The organism is Pseudomonas sp. IT-P4, assembly GCF_949767755.1.
In the GTDB taxonomy this organism is placed as follows: domain Bacteria; phylum Pseudomonadota; class Gammaproteobacteria; order Pseudomonadales; family Pseudomonadaceae; genus Aquipseudomonas; species Aquipseudomonas monachiensis.
In genome coordinates, this window is sequence record NZ_CATKPX010000034.1 from 278,833 (window position 1) to 303,297 (window position 24,465).

The 24,465-nt window shown below is 61.2% G+C and carries 17 protein-coding genes; 12 read left to right on the forward strand and 5 right to left on the reverse strand.

Annotation, left to right across the window (positions count from 1 at the left end; all coding sequences use genetic code 11):
* Positions 1-29: 29 nt before the first annotated feature.
* The 4 genes from hslV to ACM6IT_RS14665 all read right to left on the reverse strand — a co-directional run bounded on the left by hslV (position 30) and on the right by ACM6IT_RS14665 (position 5,693).
* On the reverse strand, positions 30-560 hold the full coding sequence (hslV, locus tag ACM6IT_RS14650; RefSeq protein ID WP_007975582.1) for an ATP-dependent protease subunit HslV: 531 nt from the start codon (positions 558-560) through the stop codon (positions 30-32).
* 252 nt (positions 561-812) lie between these two features.
* Positions 813-1,526, reverse strand: coding sequence for an SPOR domain-containing protein (locus ACM6IT_RS14655; RefSeq protein ID WP_007975583.1), 714 nt, complete (start codon positions 1,524-1,526; stop codon positions 813-815).
* A 1-nt stretch (position 1,527) separates the two neighbouring features.
* Positions 1,528-3,264, reverse strand: a complete 1,737-nt coding sequence (gene argS, locus ACM6IT_RS14660; protein WP_056725713.1) for an arginine--tRNA ligase — start codon at positions 3,262-3,264, stop codon at positions 1,528-1,530.
* A gap of 209 nt (positions 3,265-3,473) precedes the next feature.
* Positions 3,474-5,693 (reverse strand): primosomal protein N', encoded by a 2,220-nt coding sequence (locus ACM6IT_RS14665; protein WP_414914168.1) that lies wholly within the window; start codon positions 5,691-5,693, stop codon positions 3,474-3,476.
* A gap of 295 nt (positions 5,694-5,988) precedes the next feature.
* Here ACM6IT_RS14665 and rpmE point away from each other — a divergent pair, with 295 nt between their 5' ends.
* From rpmE to ACM6IT_RS14680, 3 genes are all read left to right on the forward strand, one after another.
* A complete protein-coding gene (gene rpmE, locus ACM6IT_RS14670) occupies positions 5,989-6,207 on the forward strand; it encodes a 50S ribosomal protein L31 (protein ID WP_008047849.1) in 219 nt (72 codons plus the stop codon).
* Between the two features lie 35 nt (positions 6,208-6,242).
* Positions 6,243-7,031, forward strand: coding sequence for a thermonuclease family protein (locus ACM6IT_RS14675; RefSeq protein WP_414914169.1), 789 nt, complete (start codon positions 6,243-6,245; stop codon positions 7,029-7,031).
* A 182-nt stretch (positions 7,032-7,213) separates the two neighbouring features.
* Positions 7,214-8,482 (forward strand): malic enzyme-like NAD(P)-binding protein, encoded by a 1,269-nt coding sequence (locus ACM6IT_RS14680; protein ID WP_056725708.1) that lies wholly within the window; start codon positions 7,214-7,216, stop codon positions 8,480-8,482.
* Positions 8,483-8,761: 279 nt separating this feature from the next.
* Here the strand turns inward: ACM6IT_RS14680 and ACM6IT_RS14685 are convergent, their stop codons facing one another.
* On the reverse strand, positions 8,762-11,203 hold the full coding sequence (locus tag ACM6IT_RS14685; protein ID WP_409078612.1) for a penicillin-binding protein 1A: 2,442 nt from the start codon (positions 11,201-11,203) through the stop codon (positions 8,762-8,764).
* Between the two features lie 217 nt (positions 11,204-11,420).
* Here ACM6IT_RS14685 and ACM6IT_RS14690 point away from each other — a divergent pair, with 217 nt between their 5' ends.
* From ACM6IT_RS14690 to gltB, 9 genes are all read left to right on the forward strand, one after another.
* Positions 11,421-12,485, forward strand: coding sequence for a pilus assembly protein PilM (locus ACM6IT_RS14690; RefSeq protein WP_056725704.1), 1,065 nt, complete (start codon positions 11,421-11,423; stop codon positions 12,483-12,485).
* Entirely contained in the window at positions 12,485-13,051 is a 567-nt protein-coding gene (locus ACM6IT_RS14695; protein WP_414918234.1) for a PilN domain-containing protein, read from the forward strand. The genes ACM6IT_RS14690 and ACM6IT_RS14695 overlap by 1 nt, the downstream gene beginning before the upstream one ends.
* Entirely contained in the window at positions 13,048-13,671 is a 624-nt protein-coding gene (locus ACM6IT_RS14700; protein ID WP_414918235.1) for a type 4a pilus biogenesis protein PilO, read from the forward strand. The genes ACM6IT_RS14695 and ACM6IT_RS14700 overlap by 4 nt, the downstream gene beginning before the upstream one ends.
* Positions 13,668-14,192 (forward strand): pilus assembly protein PilP, encoded by a 525-nt coding sequence (locus ACM6IT_RS14705; RefSeq protein WP_414918236.1) that lies wholly within the window; start codon positions 13,668-13,670, stop codon positions 14,190-14,192. The genes ACM6IT_RS14700 and ACM6IT_RS14705 overlap by 4 nt, the downstream gene beginning before the upstream one ends.
* 13 nt (positions 14,193-14,205) lie before the next feature.
* Positions 14,206-16,275: a type IV pilus secretin PilQ gene (gene pilQ / locus ACM6IT_RS14710; protein WP_414918237.1), complete on the forward strand. Its 2,070-nt coding sequence runs from the start codon at positions 14,206-14,208 to the stop codon at positions 16,273-16,275.
* Between the two features lie 4 nt (positions 16,276-16,279).
* Positions 16,280-16,798 (forward strand): shikimate kinase AroK, encoded by a 519-nt coding sequence (aroK, locus tag ACM6IT_RS14715; protein WP_056725695.1) that lies wholly within the window; start codon positions 16,280-16,282, stop codon positions 16,796-16,798.
* A 150-nt stretch (positions 16,799-16,948) separates the two neighbouring features.
* Complete coding sequence (aroB, locus tag ACM6IT_RS14720; RefSeq protein ID WP_056725692.1) at positions 16,949-18,049, forward strand: 3-dehydroquinate synthase; 1,101 nt, start codon at positions 16,949-16,951, stop codon at positions 18,047-18,049.
* 10 nt (positions 18,050-18,059) lie between these two features.
* Positions 18,060-19,649, forward strand: a complete 1,590-nt coding sequence (locus ACM6IT_RS14725) for an AAA family ATPase (protein ID WP_414914174.1) — start codon at positions 18,060-18,062, stop codon at positions 19,647-19,649.
* A 349-nt stretch (positions 19,650-19,998) separates the two neighbouring features.
* Positions 19,999-24,444, forward strand: coding sequence for a glutamate synthase large subunit (gene gltB / locus ACM6IT_RS14730; RefSeq protein ID WP_414918316.1), 4,446 nt, complete (start codon positions 19,999-20,001; stop codon positions 24,442-24,444).
* Positions 24,445-24,465 lie beyond the last annotated feature (21 nt).

Sequence of the window (24,465 nt, forward strand, 5' to 3'; positions counted from 1 at the left end):
ATGAGCCGTGGCGCGGGGCCGAAACAGGCTTACTCGGCGCAGTCCTGCTCCTCAATGGTCTGGGTGTGGTTGGTGAATACACAGATGTCGCCGGCGATACCGAGGGCGGTTTCGACGATCTCACGGGCCGACAGATCAGTCTTTTTCAGCAGCGCGCTGGCCGCGGCCTGGGCGTAGGCGCCACCGGAACCCATGGCAATCAGGCCGTCTTCGGGTTCAACCACATCGCCGTTGCCGGTAATGATCAGGGAGGCGTCCTTGTTGGCGACCGCGAGCATGGCTTCAAGGCGGCTCAGGGAGCGGTCGGTGCGCCATTCTTTGGCGAGTTCGACGGCGGCGCGCACCAGGTGGCCCTGGTGTTTTTCAAGCTGGCCTTCGAAACGTTCGAAGAGGGTAAAGGCGTCGGCGGTGGCACCGGCAAAACCGGCAATGACCTGACCGTGGTACAGGCGGCGAACTTTTTTCGCGTTGCCTTTCATCACGGTATTACCAAGGGAAACCTGGCCGTCGCCGCCCATGACGACTTTGCCGTGGCGGCGAACTGAAACGATGGTGGTCAAGGGAAGAGTCTCCACGCAGCGGGGCGAAAATGCCTTATGCCCATTCATATGGGGGTGGTGGAGAGGATTTCAACTGTAGGACGGGAGAGGGGACGAGTGGTGCGAGGCGCGTAGGAGCTGCCGAAGGCTGCGATCTTTTGATCTCGCTCTTTATACCGGGAAGACGAATGCCGCGCGAGCCTTGAAAAGATCGCAGCCTGCGGCAGCTCCTACAGGGGTAGATACCTCTGTAGGAGCTGCTGTGGCAGTCGGTCAGCGGCTCTGGCGTTGTTGTAACAACAAATTGCTGAAACCTGCACCGGCCAATTGTTTCTGCGCGGTGGTCAGTTGTTCGCGGTTGCTGAACGGACCGACCAGCACCCGATACCAGGTTTCGTCCTTCACCGTGCCGGACTCAACCGCCACGGCCTGGCCCAGCAGGATGATCTGTGCCCGAACCTTGTCCGCATCGGTCTCTTTGCGGAACGAGCCAGCCTGCAGGAAGAACTTGGTCACCGGCGCAGCCTTCACCGGCGGCGCAGGAGGCGGCGTAATCCCGGCCAAGGCAGCCTGGGCGCGAGCCGTGTCGATCTTCGCCGCTTCGGCCGGGGTGACCGGCGTGGTCGGGATAGCCGGCACTTGCGGTGTCGGCAGGGTTTTCTCCGGCACGGCATCCGGCGGCACGATGACTTCCGATTCCGGCAGCAAGGTGTAGAAGTCGTACTTCGGCTTCACCGGTTGCGTCGGGCTCGGCGGGGTCTTGTTGGCCTCGGCGATCTTGCTGGCTTTCTGCTGTTGCTGTTGCTCGACTTTCTCACGCTTGACCGTGTCGCTGCCCTTGCCCGGTTCCAGCTTCATCAGGAATACGATGAAGGCGCCGACCGTCAGGCCGATCGCCATCCACAACCAACCCGGGATCGGTTGCTTTGCAGGAGCTTGGTAACGGCTGGCGCCACGCTTGGGTGCAGGTTTTTTCTTGGCAGCCAACTTACATGCGCTCCAGAGTTTCCAGGCCCAAGAGTTCCAGGCCTTGCTTGAGGGTGCGTCCGGTCAGCGCGGCGAGGCGCAAGCGGCTCTGCATTTGTGCCGGGGTATCGGCGGCGAGGATCGGGCAGTTCTCGTAGAAGCTGGAGAACAGGCCGGCGACGTCGTACAGGTAGGTGCAGAGGATGTGCGGGGTGCCTTTTTCGGACACGTTGTTCAGGATCTCGCCGAACTGCGCGAGCTTCGCCGCCAGTTCGTGTTCGTGGGCCGCTTCGAGGACGATCTGGCCGTCGACTTCGCTGAAGTCCTTGCCGAGTTTGCGGAACACACCGGCCACGCGGGTGTAGGCGTACAGCAGGTACGGTGCGGTGTTGCCTTCGAAGTTGAGCATCAGGTCGAAGTTGAAGCTGTAGTCGCTGGTGCGGTGCTTGGACAGGTCGGCGTATTTCACTGCGCCGATGCCCACCACCTTGGCGATGTTGCGCAACTCGGCTTCGGCAAGTTCCGGGTTCTTGTCCTTGACCAGGGTGTAGGCGCGCTCCTGGGCTTCGGTCAGCAGGTCGATCAGCTTCACGGTGCCGCCATCACGGGTCTTGAACGGACGACCGTCCGCGCCGTTCATGGTGCCGAAGCCCATGTGTTCCATTTCCATTGGATGGGTCACGAAACCGGCCTTGCGCGCCACGGCAAACACTTGCTGGAAGTGCAGGGCCTGACGCTGGTCGACGAAGTACAGCGCGCGATCGGCCTTGAGCTTGCCGCTGCGGTAGCGCACGGCTGCCAGGTCGGTGGTGGCGTAGAGATAGCCGCCGTCAGCCTTGACGATGATCACCGGCAGCGGGTCGCCGTCGGCATTCTTGAACTCGTCGAGGAACACGCACTGGGCGCCGTTGCTCTCGACCAGCATGCCTGCGGCCTTCAAGTCGTTGACCACGTTGATCAGGTCATCGTTGTAGGCGCTTTCGCCCATCACGTCAGCCATGGTCAGTTTGACGTTGAGCAGTTCGTAGATCTTCTGGCAGTGGGACAGCGAGATGTCCTTGAACTTGGTCCAAAGTGCCAGGCAGTCGGCGTCGCCGGCCTGCAACTTGACCACCAGGCCACGGGCGCGGTCGGCGAATTCTGCGGATTCGTCGAAGCGTTGCTTGGCGGCGCGGTAGAAGTTCTCCAGGTCTGACAGCTCGTCGCTGGTGATCGGGTTTTCCTGCAGGTAAGCCATCAGCATGCCGAACTGGGTGCCCCAGTCGCCGACGTGGTTCTGACGGATCACGGTGTCGCCGAGGAATTCCAGCACACGGGCCACGCCGTCGCCGATGATGGTCGAGCGCAAGTGGCCGACGTGCATCTCTTTGGCCAGGTTCGGCGCCGACAGGTCGACCACGGTGCGCTGCACCGGGCCAGCCTTGCGCACGCCGATGTGGGCGTCGGCCAGGGCAGCGTCCAGGCGCGAGGCCAGGGCGTCGGTGTTCTGGAAGAAATTCAGGAAGCCGGGGCCGGCGATCTCGGTCTTGGCGACATTTTCGTCAGTCGGCAGCGCGGCGATGATTTTTTCCGCCAGGTCGCGGGGCTTCATGCCGGCGGGCTTGGCCAGCATCATGGCGATGTTGCTGGCGAAATCGCCATTCTTCTTGTCGCGGGAGTTTTCCACCTGGATCGCCGGCGACAGGCCTTCAGGCAACACACCTTCGTTGACGAGTTGGGTGATGGCTTGTTGGATCAGCTGGCGGATGGTGTCTTTCATGGTCTTCTCTTTCGACCGCAGGCGCGGCGGCGCATCATGCGCTGGTGGAAAAACTGGGCATTATCCGTTGCGAAGACGGGCTTGCCAACCATAGCAGGCAGGATATGGATGTGTGGTGACAAAAGAGGCAAAGATCGCAGCCTTCGGCAGCTCCTACACGGATTGCGCGTTTCTGTAGGAGCTGCCGAAGGCTGCGATCTTTTGACCTTTCAATACAAATCGACCGGATCAACATCCAAAGACCAGCGCACCGCCCGTCCACTCGGCATCTGCTCCAGCACCAGCAACCAACTGGCCAGCAATCGATGCAAGGGTGCCCGCGCCGTAGCCTGTACCAACAGCTGCGCACGATAACGCCCGGCCCGGCGCTCCATCGGTGCCGGGACCGGTCCAAGTAGCTCGATTCCCGTCAGATTCTGCTCGGCCAGCAAACGCTCCGCCTCGCTGCAAGCCTCATCGAGGAAGCCTTCGGCCTGGCCCGGTTTATGCGCCTCGGCCCGCAGTAGCGCCAAGTGCGCAAATGGCGGCAGGCCGGCAGCGCGTCGCTCGCTCAAGGCTTGCTCGGCAAAGGCGAAGTAGCCCTGCTCGGTCAGCTGGATCAGCAGCGGATGGTCGGCCAGGTGTGTCTGGATAATCACCTTGCCCGGCTCTTCGGCGCGACCGGCGCGGCCGGCGACCTGGACGATCAGTTGAGCCATGCGCTCGCTGGCGCGGAAGTCACCGGAGAACAGGCCGCCGTCAGCGTCAAGGATCGACACCAGCGTCACCCGTGGGAAGTGGTGACCCTTGGCAAGCATCTGCGTGCCGATCAGGATGCACGGCTGGCCTTTTTGAATGGTCGCGAACAACTGGTTCATCGCATCCTTGCGCGATGTGCTGTCGCGGTCGACCCGCAGCACCGGATAGTCCGGGAACAGAATCGCCAGGCGCTCCTCGGCCCGCTCGGTGCCGGCGCCAACGGGGCGCAGATCGACCTTGCTGCACTTCGGGCACTGGCGCGGCACGCGTTCGACGTAGCCGCAATGGTGGCAGCGCAGCTCGCCGTAACGCTGATGCACGGTCATCCGCGCATCACAGCGCTGGCACTCGGACATCCAGCCACAGTCATGGCACAGCAGGGTCGGAGCAAAGCCGCGGCGGTTGAGGAACACCAGGACCTGTTGCCCGGCGGCCAGGGTCTGGCCGATGGCTTGTTGCATCGGCCCGGAAATGCCGCTGTCCAGCGGGCGGCTTTTGACATCCAGACGCAGGAAACGCGGCTGTTTGGCGCCGCCGGCACGCTCGTTCAAGCGCAGCAACCCATAGCGACCGGTGTAGGCGTTGTGCAGGCTTTCCAGCGAAGGGGTGGCGGAGCCGAGGACAATCGGGATGTTTTCCTGTCGCGCCCGCACCAATGCCAGATCACGGGCGTGATAGCGCAAACCTTCCTGCTGTTTATAGGAGCCGTCGTGCTCTTCGTCGATGATGATCAGGCCTGGGTTCTTCATCGGTGTGAACAGGGCCGAGCGGGTGCCGATAATGATGTCGGCCTCACCGTCCCGGGCGGCCAGCCAGGCCTCGAGGCGTTCGCGGTCATTGACCGCCGAATGGATCAGCGCGATCCGGGCATTGAAACGCTGTTCGAAGCGCGCCAGGGTCTGCGGGCCGAGGTTGATTTCCGGGATCAGCACCAACGCCTGCTTGCCGGCCTCAAGGGTTTCGCGGATCAATTGCAGATAAACTTCGGTCTTGCCGCTGCCGGTGACGCCGGCCAGCAGGAACGCGTGATAACTGTCGAAGCCGGCGCGAATCGCCTCATAGGCAGCGCGCTGCTCCGGGTTCAGCGGGAGTTCCGGTTGCGCCAGCCAGTGTTCGTGGCGTGCACCCGGGGCGTGCCGGCGGATCTCGACCTGCACCAGGTCCTTGGCCAGCAGCAAATCCAGGCTGTCCTTGCTCAGCATCAGTTTGCTCAGCAATTGATGGGCGACGCCGTGGGGGTGCTGGGCCAGCGTGGCCAGGGCTTCACGCTGGCGCGGGGCGCGGGCGATGCGCGGATCATCGAGGCTTGCCCCCGGCACGGCAGACCAGAAACGCTCCTGGCGCGCTTCAGCCAGCTCACCCTGGCGCAGCAAAACCGGCAGCGCCCAGCTCAAGGTGTCGCCAAGGCTGTGCTGGTAATACTGGGACGTCCACAGACACAACTTGAACAGCGCGGGTGGCAGCGGTGGCGTAGCGTCAAGCAGGGCCAGGGCCGGCTTGAGCTTCTCGACTGGCACTTCGCTGGTGTCGGTGACTTCCACCAGAATGCCGATCATCTCGCGCCGGCCAAACGGTACCCGCAGGCGCATGCCGGGGTGCAACTGGGCGCGCAGTACGCCAGCCGGAGCGCGGTAGTCGAACAGGCGGCGCAGCGGCGAAGGCAGGGCGAGGCGCAAAATGGCGTCGGGCACGCGGGGGGATCTCGGTTAGCAGGCAACATAAAGAAGGGGTGGACGCAGATCAATTGTGGGAGCGGGCTTGCTCGCGAAGAAGGAGTGTCAGTCAACGCATTTATCGCCTGACACACCGCTTTCGCGAGCAAGCCCGCTCCCACATGGGAATGCGCTTGAGGCCGGGAGCCTAGCAGACGGTCGGTCTCAGGGACAGCTTGCGTGATCAGGATTGTCTGGTAGAATCCGCGGCCTAATTACGTGCGGTATTCAACAATAGTGTTGGGTGGCGGCACGCTAGCCTGAGGAAGACACCATGAAAGCTGATATCCATCCAGAATACCCGGCAGTTGCTGTTACCTGCAGCTGCGGCAACAAGTTCGAAACCCGTTCGACCTTCGGCAAAGCCCTGGCGATCGACGTTTGCAACGAATGCCACCCGTTCTACACCGGTAAGCAGAAGACTCTGGACACTGGCGGCCGCGTACAGCGCTTCGCCGACCGTTTCGGTGCTTTCGGCGCGAAAAAGGCCTAAGGCCAATCAACTTGGGAAGCCGTTCCGGTTTTTCCATGCTGATGAAAAAGGCGTCCCTCGCGGGCGCCTTTTTTATGTCCGCGATTTGGCTATCCGGCGCCCAGGCGTTTTGCCCGGCACCCGGCGGCCTGACGCCCGTCGCGGTGCAGCGGGTGGTGGACGGCGACACCCTGCGCCTGAGCGATGGCCGCAGCGTGCGCATGATCGGCTTGAACACGCCGGAGCTGGGCAAGAATGGCCGTTCCGACGAACCGTTCGCCGTGGTCGCGCGCAAGCGACTTGAAGCCCTGGTGGCGGCGAGTGACGGGCAGGTTGGTTTGCTGCCCGGCAAAGAAAGCAAAGACCATTACGGTCGCACCCTGGCTCATGTCTACGGTGCCGATGGCGCCAACCTCGAAGCGCAAATGCTCGCCGAAGGCCTGGGGTTTCAGGTGGCGGTGGCACCGAATGTCGATCTGGTCGCCTGTCAGCAAGCCGCAGAAAACAGCGCTCGGCAGGCCGGGCTCGGTGTGTGGCGCCAGTCGCCTGTACTGAAGGCGGAGCAGATCAGCACTTCCGGCTTTGCCGTGCTCAGCGGTCGTGTGAGCAAGGTTCAACGCAATCGCGGCGGGGTTTGGATCGAATTGCAGGATTCGGTTGTATTGAAGGTTGCGCCCAATCTGCTGGGACGGTTCGATGCAGCCTCGCTGGAACGGCTCGAAGGCAAGCAGATCGAGGCGCGCGGTTGGGTGCTGGATCGTTCGCGACGTGGCGGACTGAAAGAAGGTCAGGCGCGCTGGATGTTGCCCTTGACCGACCCGGCGATGTTTCAAGTGATGCAGTGATAAAAAATTGTAGACATTTTTTCTGTCGATTGTGAACAGTCTAGCCCTTGTGTGCTGTGGCTCTTGGCCCAAAGTCGTAGGGCCGGGCGCTTGACAGGGGTGACCGGTCAGTCTTGTGGGGATTTTGCGAGGCGCGTATCCTCGCTGACCAGTCTGTCCAACAGTAAAAGCGGAATGCCAAAATGTCTGATCTGAAAACTGCCGCTCTCGAATATCACGCCAATCCTCGTCCAGGGAAGCTGAGTGTCGAGCTCACCAAGGCCACCGCTACCGCCCGCGACCTGTCGCTGGCCTACAGCCCGGGCGTAGCCGAACCAGTACGCGAGATCGCCCGCGATCCTGAACTGGCCTACAAGTACACCGGCAAAGGCAACCTGGTTGCAGTCATTTCCGATGGCACCGCGATTCTCGGCCTGGGTAACCTCGGCCCATTGGCTTCCAAGCCAGTGATGGAAGGTAAAGGCGTGCTGTTCAAGCGCTTCGCCGGCATCGACGTTTTCGACATCGAAGTCGACTCCGAAAGCCCGCAAGCCTTCATCGACACCGTCAAGCGCATCTCCATCACCTTCGGTGGCATCAACCTGGAAGACATCAAGGCACCGGAGTGCTTTGAAATCGAACGCGCTCTGATCGAGCAGTGCGATATTCCGGTATTCCACGATGACCAGCACGGCACCGCTATCGTGACCGCCGCCGGCATGATCAACGCGCTGGAAATCGCTGGCAAAACCCTGCCGGAAGCCAAGATCGTCTGCCTGGGTGCCGGCGCTGCCGCTATCTCCTGCATGAAGTTGCTGGTGAGCATGGGCGCCAACATCGAAAACATCTACATGGTCGATCGTACGGGCGTGATCCACTCCGGCCGTGACGACCTGAACCAGTACAAGGCTGTGTTCGCTCACGCGACCGACAAGCGCACCCTGGCTGACGCCCTGCAAGGCGCTGACGTGTTCGTTGGCCTGTCCGGCCCGAACCTGCTGAGCGCTGAAGGCCTGCTGTCGATGGCGCCGAACCCGATCGTGTTCGCGTGCTCGAACCCTGATCCGGAAATCTCCCCGGAGCTGGCGCACGCGACCCGTAACGACGTGATCATGGCCACCGGTCGTTCCGACTACCCGAACCAGGTCAACAACGTACTGGGCTTCCCTTTCATCTTCCGTGGTGCCCTGGACGTTCGCGCCAAGCGCATCAACGAAGAAATGAAAGTGGCTGCGGCCAACGCCCTGCGTGAACTGGCCAAGCTGCCAGTACCTCAGGAAGTGTGCGACGCCTACGGCGGCATCAAGCTGGAATTCGGTCGTGAGTACATCATTCCGAAGCCAATGGATGCCCGTCTGATCACCCTGATCTCCGATGCCGTGGCCAAAGCTGCGATCGAGACCGGCGTGGCGACCCTGCCGTATCCGAAGAACTACCCGCTCAAGAGCGTGGATGACGTGTTCAACGGCTAAGCCGTTGTAGCGCTTCAATGAAAGCCCCGGCTTGTGAGAGTCGGGGCTTTTTTGTGCCTGACAGTTTTGCGCCGCCTATGAGGGCCTCTTCGCGAGCAAGCTCGCTCCCACTGTGGGCGATGGTGTTCATCGAATTTATATACGCCGCTGATTCCTGTGGGAGCGGCGGTGCGACGATTCGACTTGCCCGCGAAGAGGCTGGACCAGACAACATCAAAACCGGCAGGCAAAAAAACCCCGCACTTCTTTCGAAGGCGGGGCTTTTCAGTATTGCGGCAATCAGAACAAATCGATCGGCGCCGCTTCATCCGCTGGCAGCGGGCTGCCAGGTGCCAGGCCGTTGCCCAGTTCGCTCCCGGACGGTGGCGTATCTTCGACCTTGAACAGTTCGAAGTAGGCGCCTGGCGTGCCCGGGCTGGCCGCGCGGCCGCTGATTGGGTCGACTCGCAGACTGAGGATGCCTTCGGGCTCCGCTTGCGTATGCGGCGGTTTGCCTTTGAGCGCGGCGCCCATGTAGTTCATCCAGATCGGCAGTGCGACGGTGCCGCCGAATTCCTTGCGACCCAGGCTTTCCGGTTGATCGAAACCGGTCCACACGGTCGTCACGTAATCGGCGTTGTAACCGGAGAACCAGGCGTCCTTGGATTCGTTGGTCGTACCGGTCTTGCCGGCAATGTCAGGGCGGCCCAGGGCTAGCGCGCGACGACCGGTGCCGAGCTTGATCACGTCCTCAAGCATGCTGTTGAGGATGTACGTGGTGCGCCCGTCAACGATGCGTTCGGCCACGGCGGGTGCTTGTGGCATCGGCGTAGTGCCCGGGGCTTCGCCTGGCGTCGCGTTGACGGTGAAGGCTTGAGGGACGGCTGGCGCGGCAATGCCATCGCTGGCGGCGCCGCCCTGAGGCACGCTCGGCGGGTTGGCGACGAACAGCGTGTCGCCGTTGCGGCTTTCGATCCTGTCGATGATGAACGGGGTGATCTTGTAGCCGCCGTTGGCGAAGGTGCTCCAGCCGGTGGCGATTTCCATTGGCGTCAGGGTCGCGGTGCCCAGCGCCAGGGACAGGTTGGGTGGCAGGTCCTGTTTGTTGAAGCCGAAGCGCGTGATGTAGTCGATGGTCTTGCCCACGCCCATCGCTTGCAGCAAGCGGATCGACACCAGGTTGCGCGACTTGTACAGCGCCTCACGCAGGCGAATCGGGCCGAGGAAGGTGTTGGTGTCGTTCTTCGGACGCCAGACCTTGTCCAGGTACTCGTCGACGAACACGATCGGCGCGTCGTTCACCAGGCTGGAGGCGGTGTAGCCGCTATCCAGTGCGGCGGCGTAGACGAATGGCTTGAAGCTCGAGCCTGGCTGGCGCTTGGCCTGCAGTGCGCGGTTGTAGTTGCTCTGCTCGAAGGCGAAACCGCCGACCAGCGAGCGAATGGCACCGTTCTGTGGGTCCAGGGATACCAGTGCGCCCTGGGCCTGCGGGATCTGGCTGAACTTCAGCGAATTGTCAGGCTGACGCTGTACGCGAATCAGATCGCCGACCTGGGCCACGTCCGAAGGTTGTTTCGGGTTGGCCCCCATGCTGTTGGTGTTCAGGAACGGTCGGGCCCACTTCATGGTGTCCCAGTTCACGTGTTCCTGGCCGGTGCGGGTCAGCACTTGCAGGCCGCTCTTGTCGACCAGGGTCACGATGGCCGGTTCCAGGCCGCTGATGGTGCGTTGTTTGGTCAGCTCGGTTGCCCAGGCTTCGCGAGTCTTGCCCGGCAGCCGCGACTCGGGCCCGCGATAGCCGTGGCGCTGATCGTAGGTCATCAGGCCTTCGTGGACCGCGGTGTTGGCCAGTTCCTGGAGATCGCTCGGCACCGTGGTGGTGACGCGGAAGCCTTCGGTATACGCGTCGCTGCCATAACGCCCGACCATTTCGGCACGGGCCATTTCGGCGATGTACGGGGCGTTCACTTCCGGAGTCGGCACGTGATAGCTGGCGTTCAGCGGCTCGTTGACCGCAGCGGTGTAGTCGGCCTCGCTGATTTTCCCGAGCTTGTACATGCGCCCCAGGATCCAGTCGCGACGCTCCTTGCTGCGCGCCGGGTTGGCCAATGGGTTGAAGCGCGACGGCGCCTTGGGCAGGCCGGCAATCATCGCCATCTGCGCCAGGCTGACATCGCGGATCGATTTGCCGTAATAGACCTGCGCCGCCGCCTCGATGCCGTAGGCGCGGTTACCCAGATAGATCTTGTTGACGTACAGCTCGAGGATCTCGTCCTTGGTCAGCTGGCGTTCGATCTGCAGGGCCAGGAGGATCTCGGTGGTCTTGCGTGAAAAGCTGCGTTCGCTGGTCAGGAAGAAGTTCTTCGCCACCTGCATGGTGATCGTGCTGCCGCCGGACTGGATGTGTCCGCTTTTGACCAGCTGGGTCGCGGCACGCATCAGGCTGCTCGGATCGACGCCGTAGTGGTTGGCGAAATTGTCGTCTTCAGCACTTAGTAACGCATTGATGAAGTTGGGGGGAATGTCGGCGAAACGGATCGGTGTACGGCGCATTTCGCCAAATTCTGCGATCAACTTGTTATCGCTGCTGTAGACCCGCAAAGGGATCTGCAACTGGATGCTTCTCAGCGCCTCCACGGACGGAAGTCCGGGACTAAGGTAGAGGTACGCCCCGCTCAGACCCAGAAGGAGTCCGCAGAAAACCGCGACGATGGACCAACCGAAAAACTTCAGCAGACGAATCAAGGCTTTTGGATATCCAGGGTAAAAATGAATTGGGCAACAGGGTTCAGGCTAAATCAGAACGACCCGCGCTTGAGCAAATGCGGAAAAAAAACGCTGGGCATTATAAGCATTTTTCTGATCGGGAGCGCGGCTGGCGCTGCTGTCAAGACGGGCGGATTGAACGCAATGGACATTGCAGAGTCCGTAACTCACGGAAAGTCATAGGGAATTGGTAGTGCCAGGACTCTTCAACAAAAAATCCAATACGCTCTTGGGAATCGATATCAGCTCCACCTCGGTGAAACTTCTTGAGTTGAGCCGTCAGGGCGAGCGCTACCGGGTCGAGGCGTATGCGGTCGAGCCGTTGCCGGTCGGCGCGGTGATCGAAAAGAATATCGCCGAACTCGAAGGCGTGGGGCAGGCCCTTGCGCGCGCGCTGGCCAAGGCCAGAACCGGCCAGAAGAACGTGGCCGTGGCCGTGGCGGGCTCGGCGGTGATCACCAAGACCATCGAGATGGAGGCCGGACTTTCCGAGGACGAGATGGAAAGCCAGCTGAAGATCGAGGCCGATCAGTACATTCCTTATCCCCTGGACGAAGTCGCGATCGACTTTGAAGTACAGGGCACCTCCGGGCGCAATCCCGAACGCGTCAACGTGCTGCTCGCCGCTTGTCGCAAGGAAAACGTCGAGGTCCGCGAGGCCGCCCTGGCCCTGGCGGGGCTGACCGCTCGTGTGGTCGATGTCGAGGCCTACGCGCTGGAGCGCTCATTCGAATTGCTGGCCAGTCGGCTCACGGTTTCCGGGGGACCTTCGACGGTCGCCGTGATCGACATCGGCGCCACCATGACCACCCTGAGCGTGCTGCACAACGGGCGGATCATCTACACCCGCGAACAACTGTTTGGCGGTCGGCAACTGACCGAGGAAATCCAGCGTCGCTACGGCCTGACGCTGGAGCAGGCGGGGCTGGCGCAAAAGAAGGGCGGTTTGCCGGATGACTATGCAGGTGAGGTCTTGCAGCCATTTCGAGAGGCGCTGGTGCAGCAGGTGTCGCGCTCGTTGCATTTCTTCTTTGCCTCCGGCCAGTACAGCACCGTCGACCATGTCCTGCTGGCTGGCGGTACCGCATCGATCCCGGGGCTGGACCGTTTGATCGAGCAGCAATTGGGCACGCCGACCCAGGTCGCAAACCCTTTTTGCGATATGACTCTGGGCAGCAAGGTCAATGGTGCTGCCCTGGCGAGTGATGCCCCGGCGTTGATGATCGCCTGCGGTCTGGCCCTCAGGAGCTTCGACTGATGGCACGGATCAACCTTTTACCCTGGCGCGAGGAGCGACGTGAAGTTCGCCGCAAGCGTTTCCTTCTGACCCTGGTGGCGGTGATGGTGGGCACGATGGGTGCGGTGCTGGTCGCGAACCAGGTCATCAGCGGTGCCATCGACCGGCAAGTCGCCCGTAACAATTACATCGGCAAGCAAGTCGCCGATATCGATGAGCGGATCACCCGGATCAATGATCTCAAGGCGCGCCGCCAGCAACTGGTCGAGCGCATGGGCGTCATCCAGGACCTGCAAGGTAATCGCCAGATCAGCGGGCGAATATTTGACCAATTGGCGCGAGCCCTGCCCGACGGCGTGTATTTCACCGAGGTGAAAATGACCGCAAAGACCTTGTCCATCACCGGCGCCGCGCAATCCAACAACCGTGTTTCGGATTTGATGCGCAACCTGGAGGCATCAGACTGGTTCGATGCGCCGAGCCTGACCGAAGTCAAGGCCACGGCTGCCGGTCAGGTGGGGCAGGCCAACGTCTTCCAGCTGACCGTTCGCCAGACTCAGCCCGCAAAACCGGAGGAAGGCAAATGAGTCTGTCTGAATGGTTTGAAGGGCTGCGCAAGATCGACATCAATGATCTGGATACCAGCAACATGGGTTCCTGGCCGCCGGCGATCAAGTGTCTGGTGGCTGGTTTGCTCGTGCTTCTGGTGCTGGCCTTTGGCTATAGTTTTTTCACCCGCGACCTTGTGAGCCAGCTCGATCTCAAGCGCGAAGAGGAGTCGGCACTCAAGGAACAGTTCGCCGACAAGGCCCGCATGGCGACGAATCTGGATCTCTACACCCGGCAGTTGAAGGAGATGGAGAGCGCCTTCGTCGTGCTGTTGCGTCAACTGCCCAGCGACACCGAAGTCCCCGGCTTGCTGGAAGACATCACGCGTACGGGCCTGGGCAGCGGCCTGGAGTTCGAAGAGATCAAGTTGCTGCCTGAAGTCGCCCAGCCGTTCTACATCGAACTGCCGATCCAGATCACGGTCAACGGGGACTACCACGACCTGGCCACTTTCGTCAGTGGTGTGGCCGGGTTGCCGCGAATCGTCACCTTGCACGATTTCGACCTTGCCCCCGTCAGCCCCGAGGGTGGTCCGAAGCTGCGCTTGACCATCCTCGCCAAGACCTACCGCTACAACGACAAGGGACCGCATCAATGATCCCGGGACGTTGTTTTATGGTGGTGTTGCTGTCTGCCCTGTCCGGTTGTGGCGCAGGCGATGACTACACCGATCTGGACGCGTACATGAACGAAACGCGCCTGCATGGGCCGGGGAAGATTGAACCAACGCCGGTATTCCGGTCTTACCCGGCATTCACTTACAACGCGGCGAATCTGCGCAGCCCGTTTTCGCCGCAGATCAGCACTGATCTGGCGGCCCGGCGCAGGGGCTCGCACAACGTCAAACCCGACCCGGGTCGGGTCAAGCAATACCTCGAAGGCTTCAACATCGAGCAGTTTCAAATGGTCGGCACCCTTTCCAATGCGACGGGCTCCTATGCCCTGCTGCGTGGGGCGGGTGGGGTGCACCGGCTGAAAGTCGGCGATTACCTGGGGCGCAACGACGGACGGATCGTTGCGATCAGCGGCTCTCAAGTCGATGTGGTTGAAATTGTCCCGGATGGTCAGGGTGCTTGGCTGGAGCGTCCCCGGACCATTTCCTTGAAAGAGCACTCATAGTGGAACTCCAATAATGAACAGGATTCTTTCCACCGTCGGCCTTTCGCTATGGATAGCGTTGTTGTCGCCGATGGTACAAGCAGCCAATCTCAAGGCGCTGGATGTCGCTGCGCTGCCCGGTGACCGTGTCGAGTTGAAGTTGTCGTTCGATGCACCACCCCCGGTGCCCCACGGCTACACGACGGATTCGCCGGCCCGGATTGCCCTGGACTTGCCGGGTGTCGCCAGTCAGTTGGCCAGCAAGACTCGCGATCTCGGCAGTGGAAATGCCCGCAGTGCAACGGTGGTGGAAGCCCGGGACCGTACGCGATTGATCATCAGCCTGGCCCAGTCGGCCCCGTACGCCTCGCGAATTGAAGGCAACAATCTGCTGGTCGTCGTCGGGCAGGGAGTCAAACCGTCGACATCCAGGCCGGCGGCCACAGCAATGCCGGTTCCGGCTCGGGCCGCCGCGACGGCGGGCAAGGTCATTCGGGGTGTGGATTTCCAGCGGGGAACCCAGGGCGAAGGCAACGTGGTGATCGACTTGTCGGATCCATCGATTGCACCCGACATACAAGAGCGCGAAGGCAGGATCATCGTCGGATTTGCCAAAACCTTATTGCCCGAGCGATTGCGCGTGCGACTGGACGTGAAGGATTTCGCCACGCCCGTGCAGTTCGTCAATGCCAGCGCGAGCGGCGATCGAGCCACCATCAGTATTGAACCCGGCGGCACGTTCGATTACTCGACCTATCAGACTGACAACAAGCTCACTATCAGCGTTCGCCCGGCGACGGTCGACGAACTGCAAAAGCGCAATGCCGGGCAACAGGCCTATAGCGGCGAGAAGCTATCGCTGAATTTCCAGGACATCGATGTGCGCTCGGTGCTGCAACTGATCGCCGATTTCACCAACCTCAATCTGGTGGCCAGCGATACGGTCCAGGGGGGAATTACCCTGCGTCTGCAGAACGTGCCGTGGGATCAGGCGCTGGATCTGGTGCTGAAAACCAAGGGGCTGGACAAGCGCAAGGTCGGCAATGTCCTGCTTGTTGCGCCGGCCGATGAAATTGCTGCCCGTGAGCGTCAGGAGCTCGAATCGCAGAAGCAGATTGCCGATCTGGCGCCGTTGCGTCGGGAGTTGTTGCAGGTCAATTACGCCAAGGCGGCGGACATCGCCAAGCTCTTCCAGTCAGTGACCAGTGCTGAAGCGAAGCCCGACGAACGGGGGTCGATCACTGTCGATGAGCGTACCAACAACATCATTGCCTACCAGACCCAGGACCGGCTGGATGAGTTGCGCAGGATCGTTACGCAGCTGGATATCCCCGTGCGTCAGGTGATGATCGAGGCGCGCATAGTCGAAGCCAACGTCGACTATGACAAAAGCCTCGGGGTGCGCTGGGGCGGTTCGATACAGAACAAGGGCAACTGGAACACCTCCGGCGTCAGCAATGGGCTCAATGGGTCATCGACCATCGGCACGCCCGGCAGTACCAGCACCAACTCACCGTTCGTCGACATGGGTGTAGCCAACAACACCTCGGGAATCGGCATCGCGTTCATCACCGATAACGTCTTGCTGGACCTGGAGCTGACGGCCATGGAGAAAACCGGCAACGGGGAAATCGTCTCACAGCCCAAAGTAGTCACGTCCGACAAGGAAACCGCGAAAATCCTCAAGGGCACCGAGATTCCCTATCAGGAAGCCAGCTCCAGCGGCGCGACTTCGGTCTCGTTCAAGGAGGCTTCGCTGTCGCTGGAGGTGACGCCGCAGATCACGCCCGACAACCGGATCATCATGGAGGTCAAGGTCACCAAGGACGAACCGGACTTCCTGAACAAGGTTCAGGATGTACCGCCCATCAAGAAAAACGAAGTCAACGCCAAGGTCCTGGTCAACGATGGCGAGACCATCGTCATTGGCGGTGTTTTCTCAAATACTCAGAGCAAGGTTGTAGATAAGGTGCCATTTCTTGGCGATGTGCCGTATCTTGGCCGCCTTTTCCGGCGTGACGTGGTTTCGGAGAAAAAATCCGAGCTGTTGGTATTCCTCACTCCGCGTATCATGAATAATCGGGCGATTGCTGTGAGTCATTGATTCTGTGCGAAATTTGATTCTTGTTGGACCGATGGGTGCTGGAAAAAGCACCATCGGCCGGTTGCTGGCCAAAGAGCTGCGCCTGCCATTCAAAGATTCCGATAAGGAAATTGAATTGCGCACGGGCGCCAATATCCCTTGGATCTTCGATAAGGAAGGCGAACCGGGCTTTCGTGATCGCGAGCAGGCAATGATTGCCGAGCTGTGCGATTACGACGGTGTGGTGCTGGCGACAGGCGGGGGCGCGGTCATGCGCGAAGCCAATCGTCGGGCACTGCATGCCGGTGGGCGTGTGGTTTATCTGCATGCGTCGGTCGAGCAACAGGTCGGCCGCACGTCTCGCGACCGCAATCGGCCATTGTTGCGTACCGCTGATCCCGCCAAGACCCTTCGGGATCTGCTGGCGATCCGCGATCCGCTTTATCGGGAAATTGCCGACCTGGTGGTCGAAACCGATGAGCGGCCGCCACGAATGGTCGTACTCGACATTCTGGAGCGCCTGCAGCAGTTGCCACCCCGTTAAAGCGCCGCGGGAAATGCGCTATCCTCGGCGTCCGCCAGGACCACTCCAGGTTGTGGCGGATGGCTACCGGACGGCGTCACGCCAGATGAGGCCGTGGATATTCGTTAACTCAGGGCAGAACGCCTGATTCCATCTTCACTGTGGGGACACATGCAGACACTCAAGGTCGATCTGGGCGAGCGCAGCTACCCGATTCATATTGGCGAAGGTTTGTTGGATCAGCCTGAGCTGCTGGCCCCGCACATTCGCGGACGGCAAGTAGCAATCATCTCCAACGAGACGGTTGCGCCGCTCTATCTCGAGCGTCTGACCCGCAGCCTGGCGCAGTTCTCGGTGATTTCCGTGGTGCTGCCCGACGGCGAAGCCTTCAAGACCTGGGAAACCCTGCAACTGATTTTCGACGGCCTGCTGACCGCCCGGCATGATCGGCGCACCACGGTGATCGCCCTCGGTGGCGGTGTGATCGGTGATATGGCCGGCTTTGCCGCCGCCTGCTACCAGCGCGGCGTCGATTTCATCCAGGTTCCGACCACGCTGCTGTCGCAGGTCGACTCCTCGGTGGGCGGCAAGACCGGGATCAACCATCCGCTGGGCAAGAACATGGTCGGCGCCTTTTATCAGCCGAACGTGGTGCTGATCGATACCGCCAGCCTCAACACCTTGCCGGCGCGCGAGCTGTCCGCCGGGCTGGCCGAAGTCATCAAGTACGGGCTGATCTGTGATGAGCCGTTCCTGACCTGGCTCGAAGACAACGTTGACCGCCTGCGCAGTCTGGACCAGCAAGCCCTGACCTATGCCATCGAGCGCTCCTGCGCGGCCAAGGCGGCGGTGGTCGGTGCCGATGAGAAAGAGACGGGCGTTCGTGCCACTTTGAACCTGGGCCATACGTTTGGCCACGCCATCGAAACCCACATGGGCTATGGTGTATGGCTTCATGGTGAGGCAGTGGCTGCTGGCACCGTAATGGCGCTGGAAATGTCCGCGCGACTCGGCTGGATCAGCGAGCAGGAGCGTGATCGCGGTATTCGTCTGTTCCAGCGTGCGGGGCTGCCGGTCATTCCGCCGCAAGAGATGACAGAAGCCGATTTCCTCGAACATATGTCCATTGATAAAAAAGTGATCGACGGTCGTTTGCGCCTGGTGCTGCTGCGCCACATGGGCGAAGCGGTGGTGACCGACGATTATCCGAAAGAGGTTCTACAGGCCACGCTGGGAGCAGACTACCGCGCCCTGGCTCAGCTTAAAGGTTAATAAGAACACGATGACTAGTTTGCATGCCGACGAGGCTTTCCTCGGCCATTACCAGTTGAGTCATGACCCTTTTGCTCCACGGGTACCTGGCTTCAAATTTTTCCCGGCCCAGCGCAAACCCGTGCTGGGACAACTGCATCACCTGGCCCGCTACAGCCAGTTGCTGCTGGTAGTCACTGGCCCCGAAGGCAGTGGCAAGACCCTGTTGCGTCAGGCCCTGGTCGCCAGCACCAACAAGCAATCGGTACAAAGTGTGGTGGTTTCTGCCCGCGGCGCCGGCGATGCGGCCGGTGTGCTGCGTCAGGTGGCCCAGGCGCTGAACGTCGGCCAGGCTGATGCCGACGCGATTCTGGCCCAAGTGGTGCAACTCGCACTGACCGGGCAAGAAGTCTATCTGCTGGTCGATGACGCCGAACAACTCGACGAATCCGCCCTTGAGACTCTGATGGTCCTGGCTGCCGGCGCGCCTGAGGGTCGCCCGCATGTGTTCCTGTTCGGTGAGACCTCGCTGATCGGTCAACTTGAGGCTCTGCATCTCGAGGAAGAGCGCTTCCACGTCATCGAGTTGCAGCCCTACACCGAAGAAGAAACCCGCGAATATCTGGAGCAGCGGCTCGAAGGCGCGGGTCGCGGTATCGAACTTTTCACCGCGGATCAGATCTCTGATATTCACGAAAGCTCCGAAGGCTGGCCTGGCAGCATCAATCAGGTCGCCCGCGATGCAATGATCGAAGCCATGATCGCCAGCCGCTCAGCGGTCAAGCGTCCAAAAATGGGGTTCAATATGCCGAAGAAACACGTATTGGCGATTTCCGCCGTGGTCGTGGTCGCGGTAGCTGCCGCCTGGTTGATTCCGGGTCGCAACAAGGCGCCGACCACCGGTGCACCGACCAATGAACAGGCGCAACTGCCGCTTGGCCAGGGTCAGCCAGCCGCGAATGGCGGTGCTCCGGCCGTCGAATTCGCCGGCAGCACGCAGCCGATGCCATTGCCGTTGGTCGGTAACTCGCAACCGGTCATGCGCGCTCCACTGGCTGAAGCCGCGGGCGGCATCACCGAAGGCGATGATGGCGTTCCGGTAGAAGGCTCCAGCGCTACGCCGCCGACCGTTACGACTACTGCACCACCAGCGGGTGTACCTGCCGGCCCTGCGCCGACACCAGCGGCCAAGCCGACACCTGCGCCGACTCAGGTCGCCACTGCCAAGCCTGCGCCTGCTCCAGTGGCCAAGCCTGCTCCAGCGCCAGCCAAGCCAGTCGTTGCCGCGGCGGCCAAGCCCGCGGAGAAATCCGCTCCGGTGGCCAAAGCTGCTGGCGGTACCTGGTACGCTGGTCAGGCACCGGGTAACTACGTGGTGCAAATCCTCGGCACCAGCTCCGAGACCGCCGCGCAAAGCTTCGTCAAGGAGCAGGGCGGCGAGTACCGTTATTTCAAGAAAGTCCTCAATGGCAAGCCGCTCTACGTGATCACCTACGGCAGCTTCGCCAATCGTGATGCAGCCGTTTCCGCCATCAAGGCCTTGCCAGCGAAGGTTCAGGCTGGTAAACCTTGGCCTCGCACTGTCGCCAGCGTCCAACAGGAACTGGCAACAACTCGCTGAAGATTCGGCGGCCTTACCCAGGCCGCCTCTCCAAGCACCTCAAAATTTCTACAAGTGCGCGCAACCTTCCGGGCTGCGTGCCTTGTGGTGTCTGCGTCACAGTAGTCTTTGAGTCGTTGCGGTCAGAATTAAAAAAAGTTTTGACTAGCACAGCAGATCGCTTTAAACCTTTCACAAATGCGACATAGATTTGCGACATTTCGTCGTCAAATTTGTGAGCCTCCGTGTCGGTGTGTACAATGACCTCCCTTTTGCCCCCGCAAAGCTGGCGTACGTTCGGCGCGGTTGGTAAGTGGTTGAATTGAAAAGAAATTTGCTTCGAGAGAAGCAGCCTGGTGAGAAAGTGTCTATGAAAGCAGGTCTGTACCAACCAGATGAATTCAAGGATAACTGCGGTTTCGGCCTGATTGCTCATATGCAGGGCGAGCCCAGTCATACCCTTTTGCAAACGGCCATCGAGGCCCTGACCTGCATGACCCACCGCGGTGGGATTAATGCCGACGGCAAGACCGGTGACGGTTGCGGTCTGCTGATTCAAAAGCCGGACGTGTTCCTGCGAGCCATCGCCCAGGAAACCTTCGGCGTCGAAATGCCCAAGCAATACGCTGTGGGCATGGTTTTCTTCAACCAGGACCCCGTCAAGGCCGAAGCCGCTCGCGAGAACATGAACCGCGAGATCCTGGCCGCCGGTCTGCAACTGGTCGGCTGGCGCAAAGTGCCGATCGACACCAGCGTCCTCGGCCGCCTGGCCCTTGAGCGCCTGCCGCAGATCGAGCAAGTGTTCATCGGTGGTGAAGGCTTGAGTGATCAGGACATGGCCGTCAAGCTGTTCACTTCCCGTCGTCGCTCGTCCGTGGCCAACGCCGCCGACACCGACCACTACGTGTGCAGCTTTTCCCACAAGACCATCATTTATAAAGGCCTGATGATGCCGGCGGACTTGACCGCCTTCTATCCGGACCTGAGCGATGAGCGCCTGCAAACCTCGATTTGCGTGTTCCACCAGCGCTTCTCCACCAACACCCTGCCGAAATGGCCGCTGGCTCAACCGTTCCGCTTCCTGGCGCACAACGGCGAGATCAACACCATCACCGGCAACCGCAACTGGGCCGTGGCCCGTCGCACCAAGTTCACCAACGACCTGATGGACCTGGAAGAACTCGGCCCGCTGGTCAACCGTGTGGGTTCCGACTCCTCGAGCATGGACAACATGCTGGAGCTGATGGTCACCGGCGGCATCGACCTGTTCCGTGGCGTGCGGATGATCATTCCGCCTGCATGGCAGAACGTCGAAACCATGGACCCGGATCTGCGTGCGTTCTACGAATACAACTCGATGCACATGGAACCGTGGGATGGCCCGGCCGGCGTGGTAATGACCGACGGTCGTTACGCGGTGTGCCTGCTCGACCGTAACGGTCTACGTCCGGCGCGTTGGGTCACCACCAAGAACGGCTTTATCACCCTGGCCTCGGAAATCGGTGTCTGGAACTACCAGCCTGAAGACGTGATCGCCAAAGGCCGCGTTGGCCCGGGCCAGATCTTTGCCGTGGACACCGAAACCGGCCAGATCCTCGACACCGACGCGATCGACAACCGTCTGAAGTCCCGTCATCCGTACAAGCAATGGCTGCGCAAGAATGCCCTGCGCATCCAGGCGACCATGGAAGACAACGACCACGGCTCGGCGTTCTACGACGTCGATCAGCTCAAGCAATACATGAAGATGTATCAGGTCACGTTCGAAGAGCGCGACCAGGTGCTGCGTCCACTGGGCGAACAGGGCTACGAAGCCGTGGGCTCGATGGGCGACGATACGCCGATGGCCGTGCTGTCCCAGCGCGTGCGCACGCCGTACGACTATTTCCGCCAGCAGTTCGCGCAGGTCACCAACCCGCCGATCGATCCGCTGCGTGAAGCCATCGTCATGTCGCTGGAGATCTGCCTCGGTGCCGAGCGCAACATCTTCCAGGAGTCGCCGGAACACGCTTCGCGCGTGATCCTCAGCTCGCCGGTCATTTCCCCGGCCAAGTGGCGCTCGCTGATGAACCTCGATCGTCCGGGCTTTGAGCGCGCGATCATCGATCTGAACTACGACGAAAGCGTCGGCCTCGAAGCGGCGATCCGCAACGTCGCCGATCAGGCTGAAGAAGCCGTGCGCGCAGGTCGTACCCAGGTTGTGCTGAGTGACCGTCACATAGCCCCTGGCAAGTTGCCGATCCACGCGTCCCTGGCCACAGGTGCTGTGCACCACCGCCTGACCGAAAAAGGCCTGCGTTGCGACTCCAACATCCTGGTGGAAACCGCGACTGCGCGTGACCCGCATCACTTCGCCGTGTTGATCGGTTTCGGCGCCTCTGCCGTTTACCCGTTCCTGGCCTACGAAGTGCTGGGCGACCTGATCCGTACCGGTGAAGTACTGGGCGACCTCTACGAGGTGTTCAAGAACTACCGTAAAGGCATCACCAAAGGCTTGCTCAAGATCCTGTCGAAGATGGGCATCTCGACCATCACCTCGTACCGCGGTGCGCAGTTGTTCGAAGCCATCGGTCTGTCCGAGGAAGTCTGCAACCTGAGCTTCCGTGGCGTGCCAAGCCGCATCAAGGGTGCGCGTTTCGTCGACATCGAAGCCGAGCAGAAAGCCCTGGCCACCGAAGCCTGGAGCCCGCGCAAGCCGATCCAGCAAGGCGGCCTGCTGAAGTTCGTCCACGGTGGCGAGTACCACGCCTACAACCCGGACGTGGTCAGCACCCTGCAAGCCGCTGTGCAGCAGGGCGACTACAGCAAGTTCAAGGAATACACGTCGCTGGTGGACAACCGCCCGGTGTCGATGATCCGCGACCTGCTGAAAGTCAAAACCCTGGACACGCCGCTGGACATCAGCGAGATCGAACCACTGGAATCGGTGCTCAAGCGCTTCGACTCCGCCGGTATCTCCCTGGGCGCCCTGTCGCCGGAAGCTCACGAAGCCCTGGCCGAAGCCATGAACCGCCTCGGTGCGCGCTCCAACTCCGGTGAAGGCGGCGAAGACCCGGCGCGCTACGGCACCATCAAGAGCTCGAAAATCAAGCAGGTTGCCACCGGCCGTTTCGGTGTAACCCCGGAATACCTGGTCAATGCTGAAGTGCTGCAGATCAAGGTCGCCCAGGGCGCCAAGCCCGGCGAGGGTGGTCAACTGCCAGGCGGCAAGGTCAACGGTCTGATCGCCAAGCTGCGTTACGCAGTGCCGGGCGTGACCCTGATTTCGCCACCGCCGCACCACGACATCTATTCGATCGAAGACTTGTCGCAGCTGATTTTCGACCTGAAACAAGTCAACCCGAAGGCGCTGGTCTCGGTGAAGCTGGTAGCAGAAGCGGGCGTCGGTACCATCGCCGCCGGTGTGGCCAAGGCCTATGCGGACCTGATCACCATCTCCGGCTACGACGGCGGAACCGGCGCATCGCCGCTGACCTCGATCAAATACGCGGGCGCTCCGTGGGAACTCGGCCTGGCCGAAACCCACCAGACCCTGCGCGGCAATGACCTGCGCGGCAAAGTCCGGGTACAGACCGACGGCGGCCTGAAAACCGGCCTCGACGTGATCAAGGCTGCGATCCTCGGCGCTGAAAGCTTCGGCTTCGGTACCGCGCCAATGATCGCCCTGGGCTGCAAATACCTGCGTATCTGCCACCTGAACAATTGCGCCACCGGCGTCGCGACCCAGAACGAGAAGCTGCGCAAGGATCACTACATCGGTACCGTCGACATGGTGGTGAATTTCTTCACCTACGTCGCCGAAGAAACCCGTGAGTGGCTGGCCAAGCTGGGCGTGCGCTCCCTCGAAGAACTGATCGGCCGTACCGATCTGCTGGAAGTCCTCGAAGGCCAGACCGCCAAGCAGCATCACCTGGACCTGACTCCGTTGCTGGGCAGCGACCACGTACCGGCGGACAAGCCGCAGTTCTGTGGCGTTGAACGCAACCCGCCGTTCGACAAGGGCCTGCTGGCCGAGAAAATGGTCGACATGGCCTCCCCGGCAATCAACGACTTGAGCGGCGCCGAGTTCGACCTGGATATCTGCAACTGCGACCGTTCCATCGGCGCACGGATCTCCGGCGAAATCGCGCGTAAACACGGTAACCAGGGCATGGCCAACGCGCCGGTCACGTTCCGCTTCAAGGGCACGGCAGGGCAGAGCTTCGGCGTATGGAACGCCGGTGGCCTGCACATGTACCTGGAAGGCGACGCCAACGACTACGTCGGCAAGGGCATGACCGGCGGCAAGCTGGTCATCGTTCCGCCGAAGGGCAGCGTCTACCGCACCCAGGACAGTGCCATCATCGGCAACACCTGCCTGTACGGCGCCACTGGCGGCAAGCTGTTCGCCGCCGGCACCGCGGGCGAGCGTTTCGCCGTGCGTAACTCCGGTGCCCACACCGTTGTGGAAGGCACTGGGGATCACTGCTGCGAGTACATGACCGGTGGTTTCGTCTGCGTATTGGGCAAGACCGGGTACAACTTCGGCTCTGGCATGACCGGCGGTTTCGCCTACGTGCTCGACCAGGACAACAGCTTCGTTGACCGGGTCAACCACGAACTGGTGGAAATCCAGCGGATCAGCGGCGAGGCGATGGAAGCCTATCGCAGCCACCTGCAACGCGTGCTGAACGAGTACGTCGAGGAGACCGACAGCGAGTGGGGTCGTGAACTCGCCGAGAACCTCGATGATTACGTGCGTCGTTTCTGGCTGGTCAAGCCCAAGGCTGCCAACCTGAAATCGTTGCTTTCCAGCACCCGTGCCAACCCGCAGTGATATGCGCCTGAAGAGTTTGAT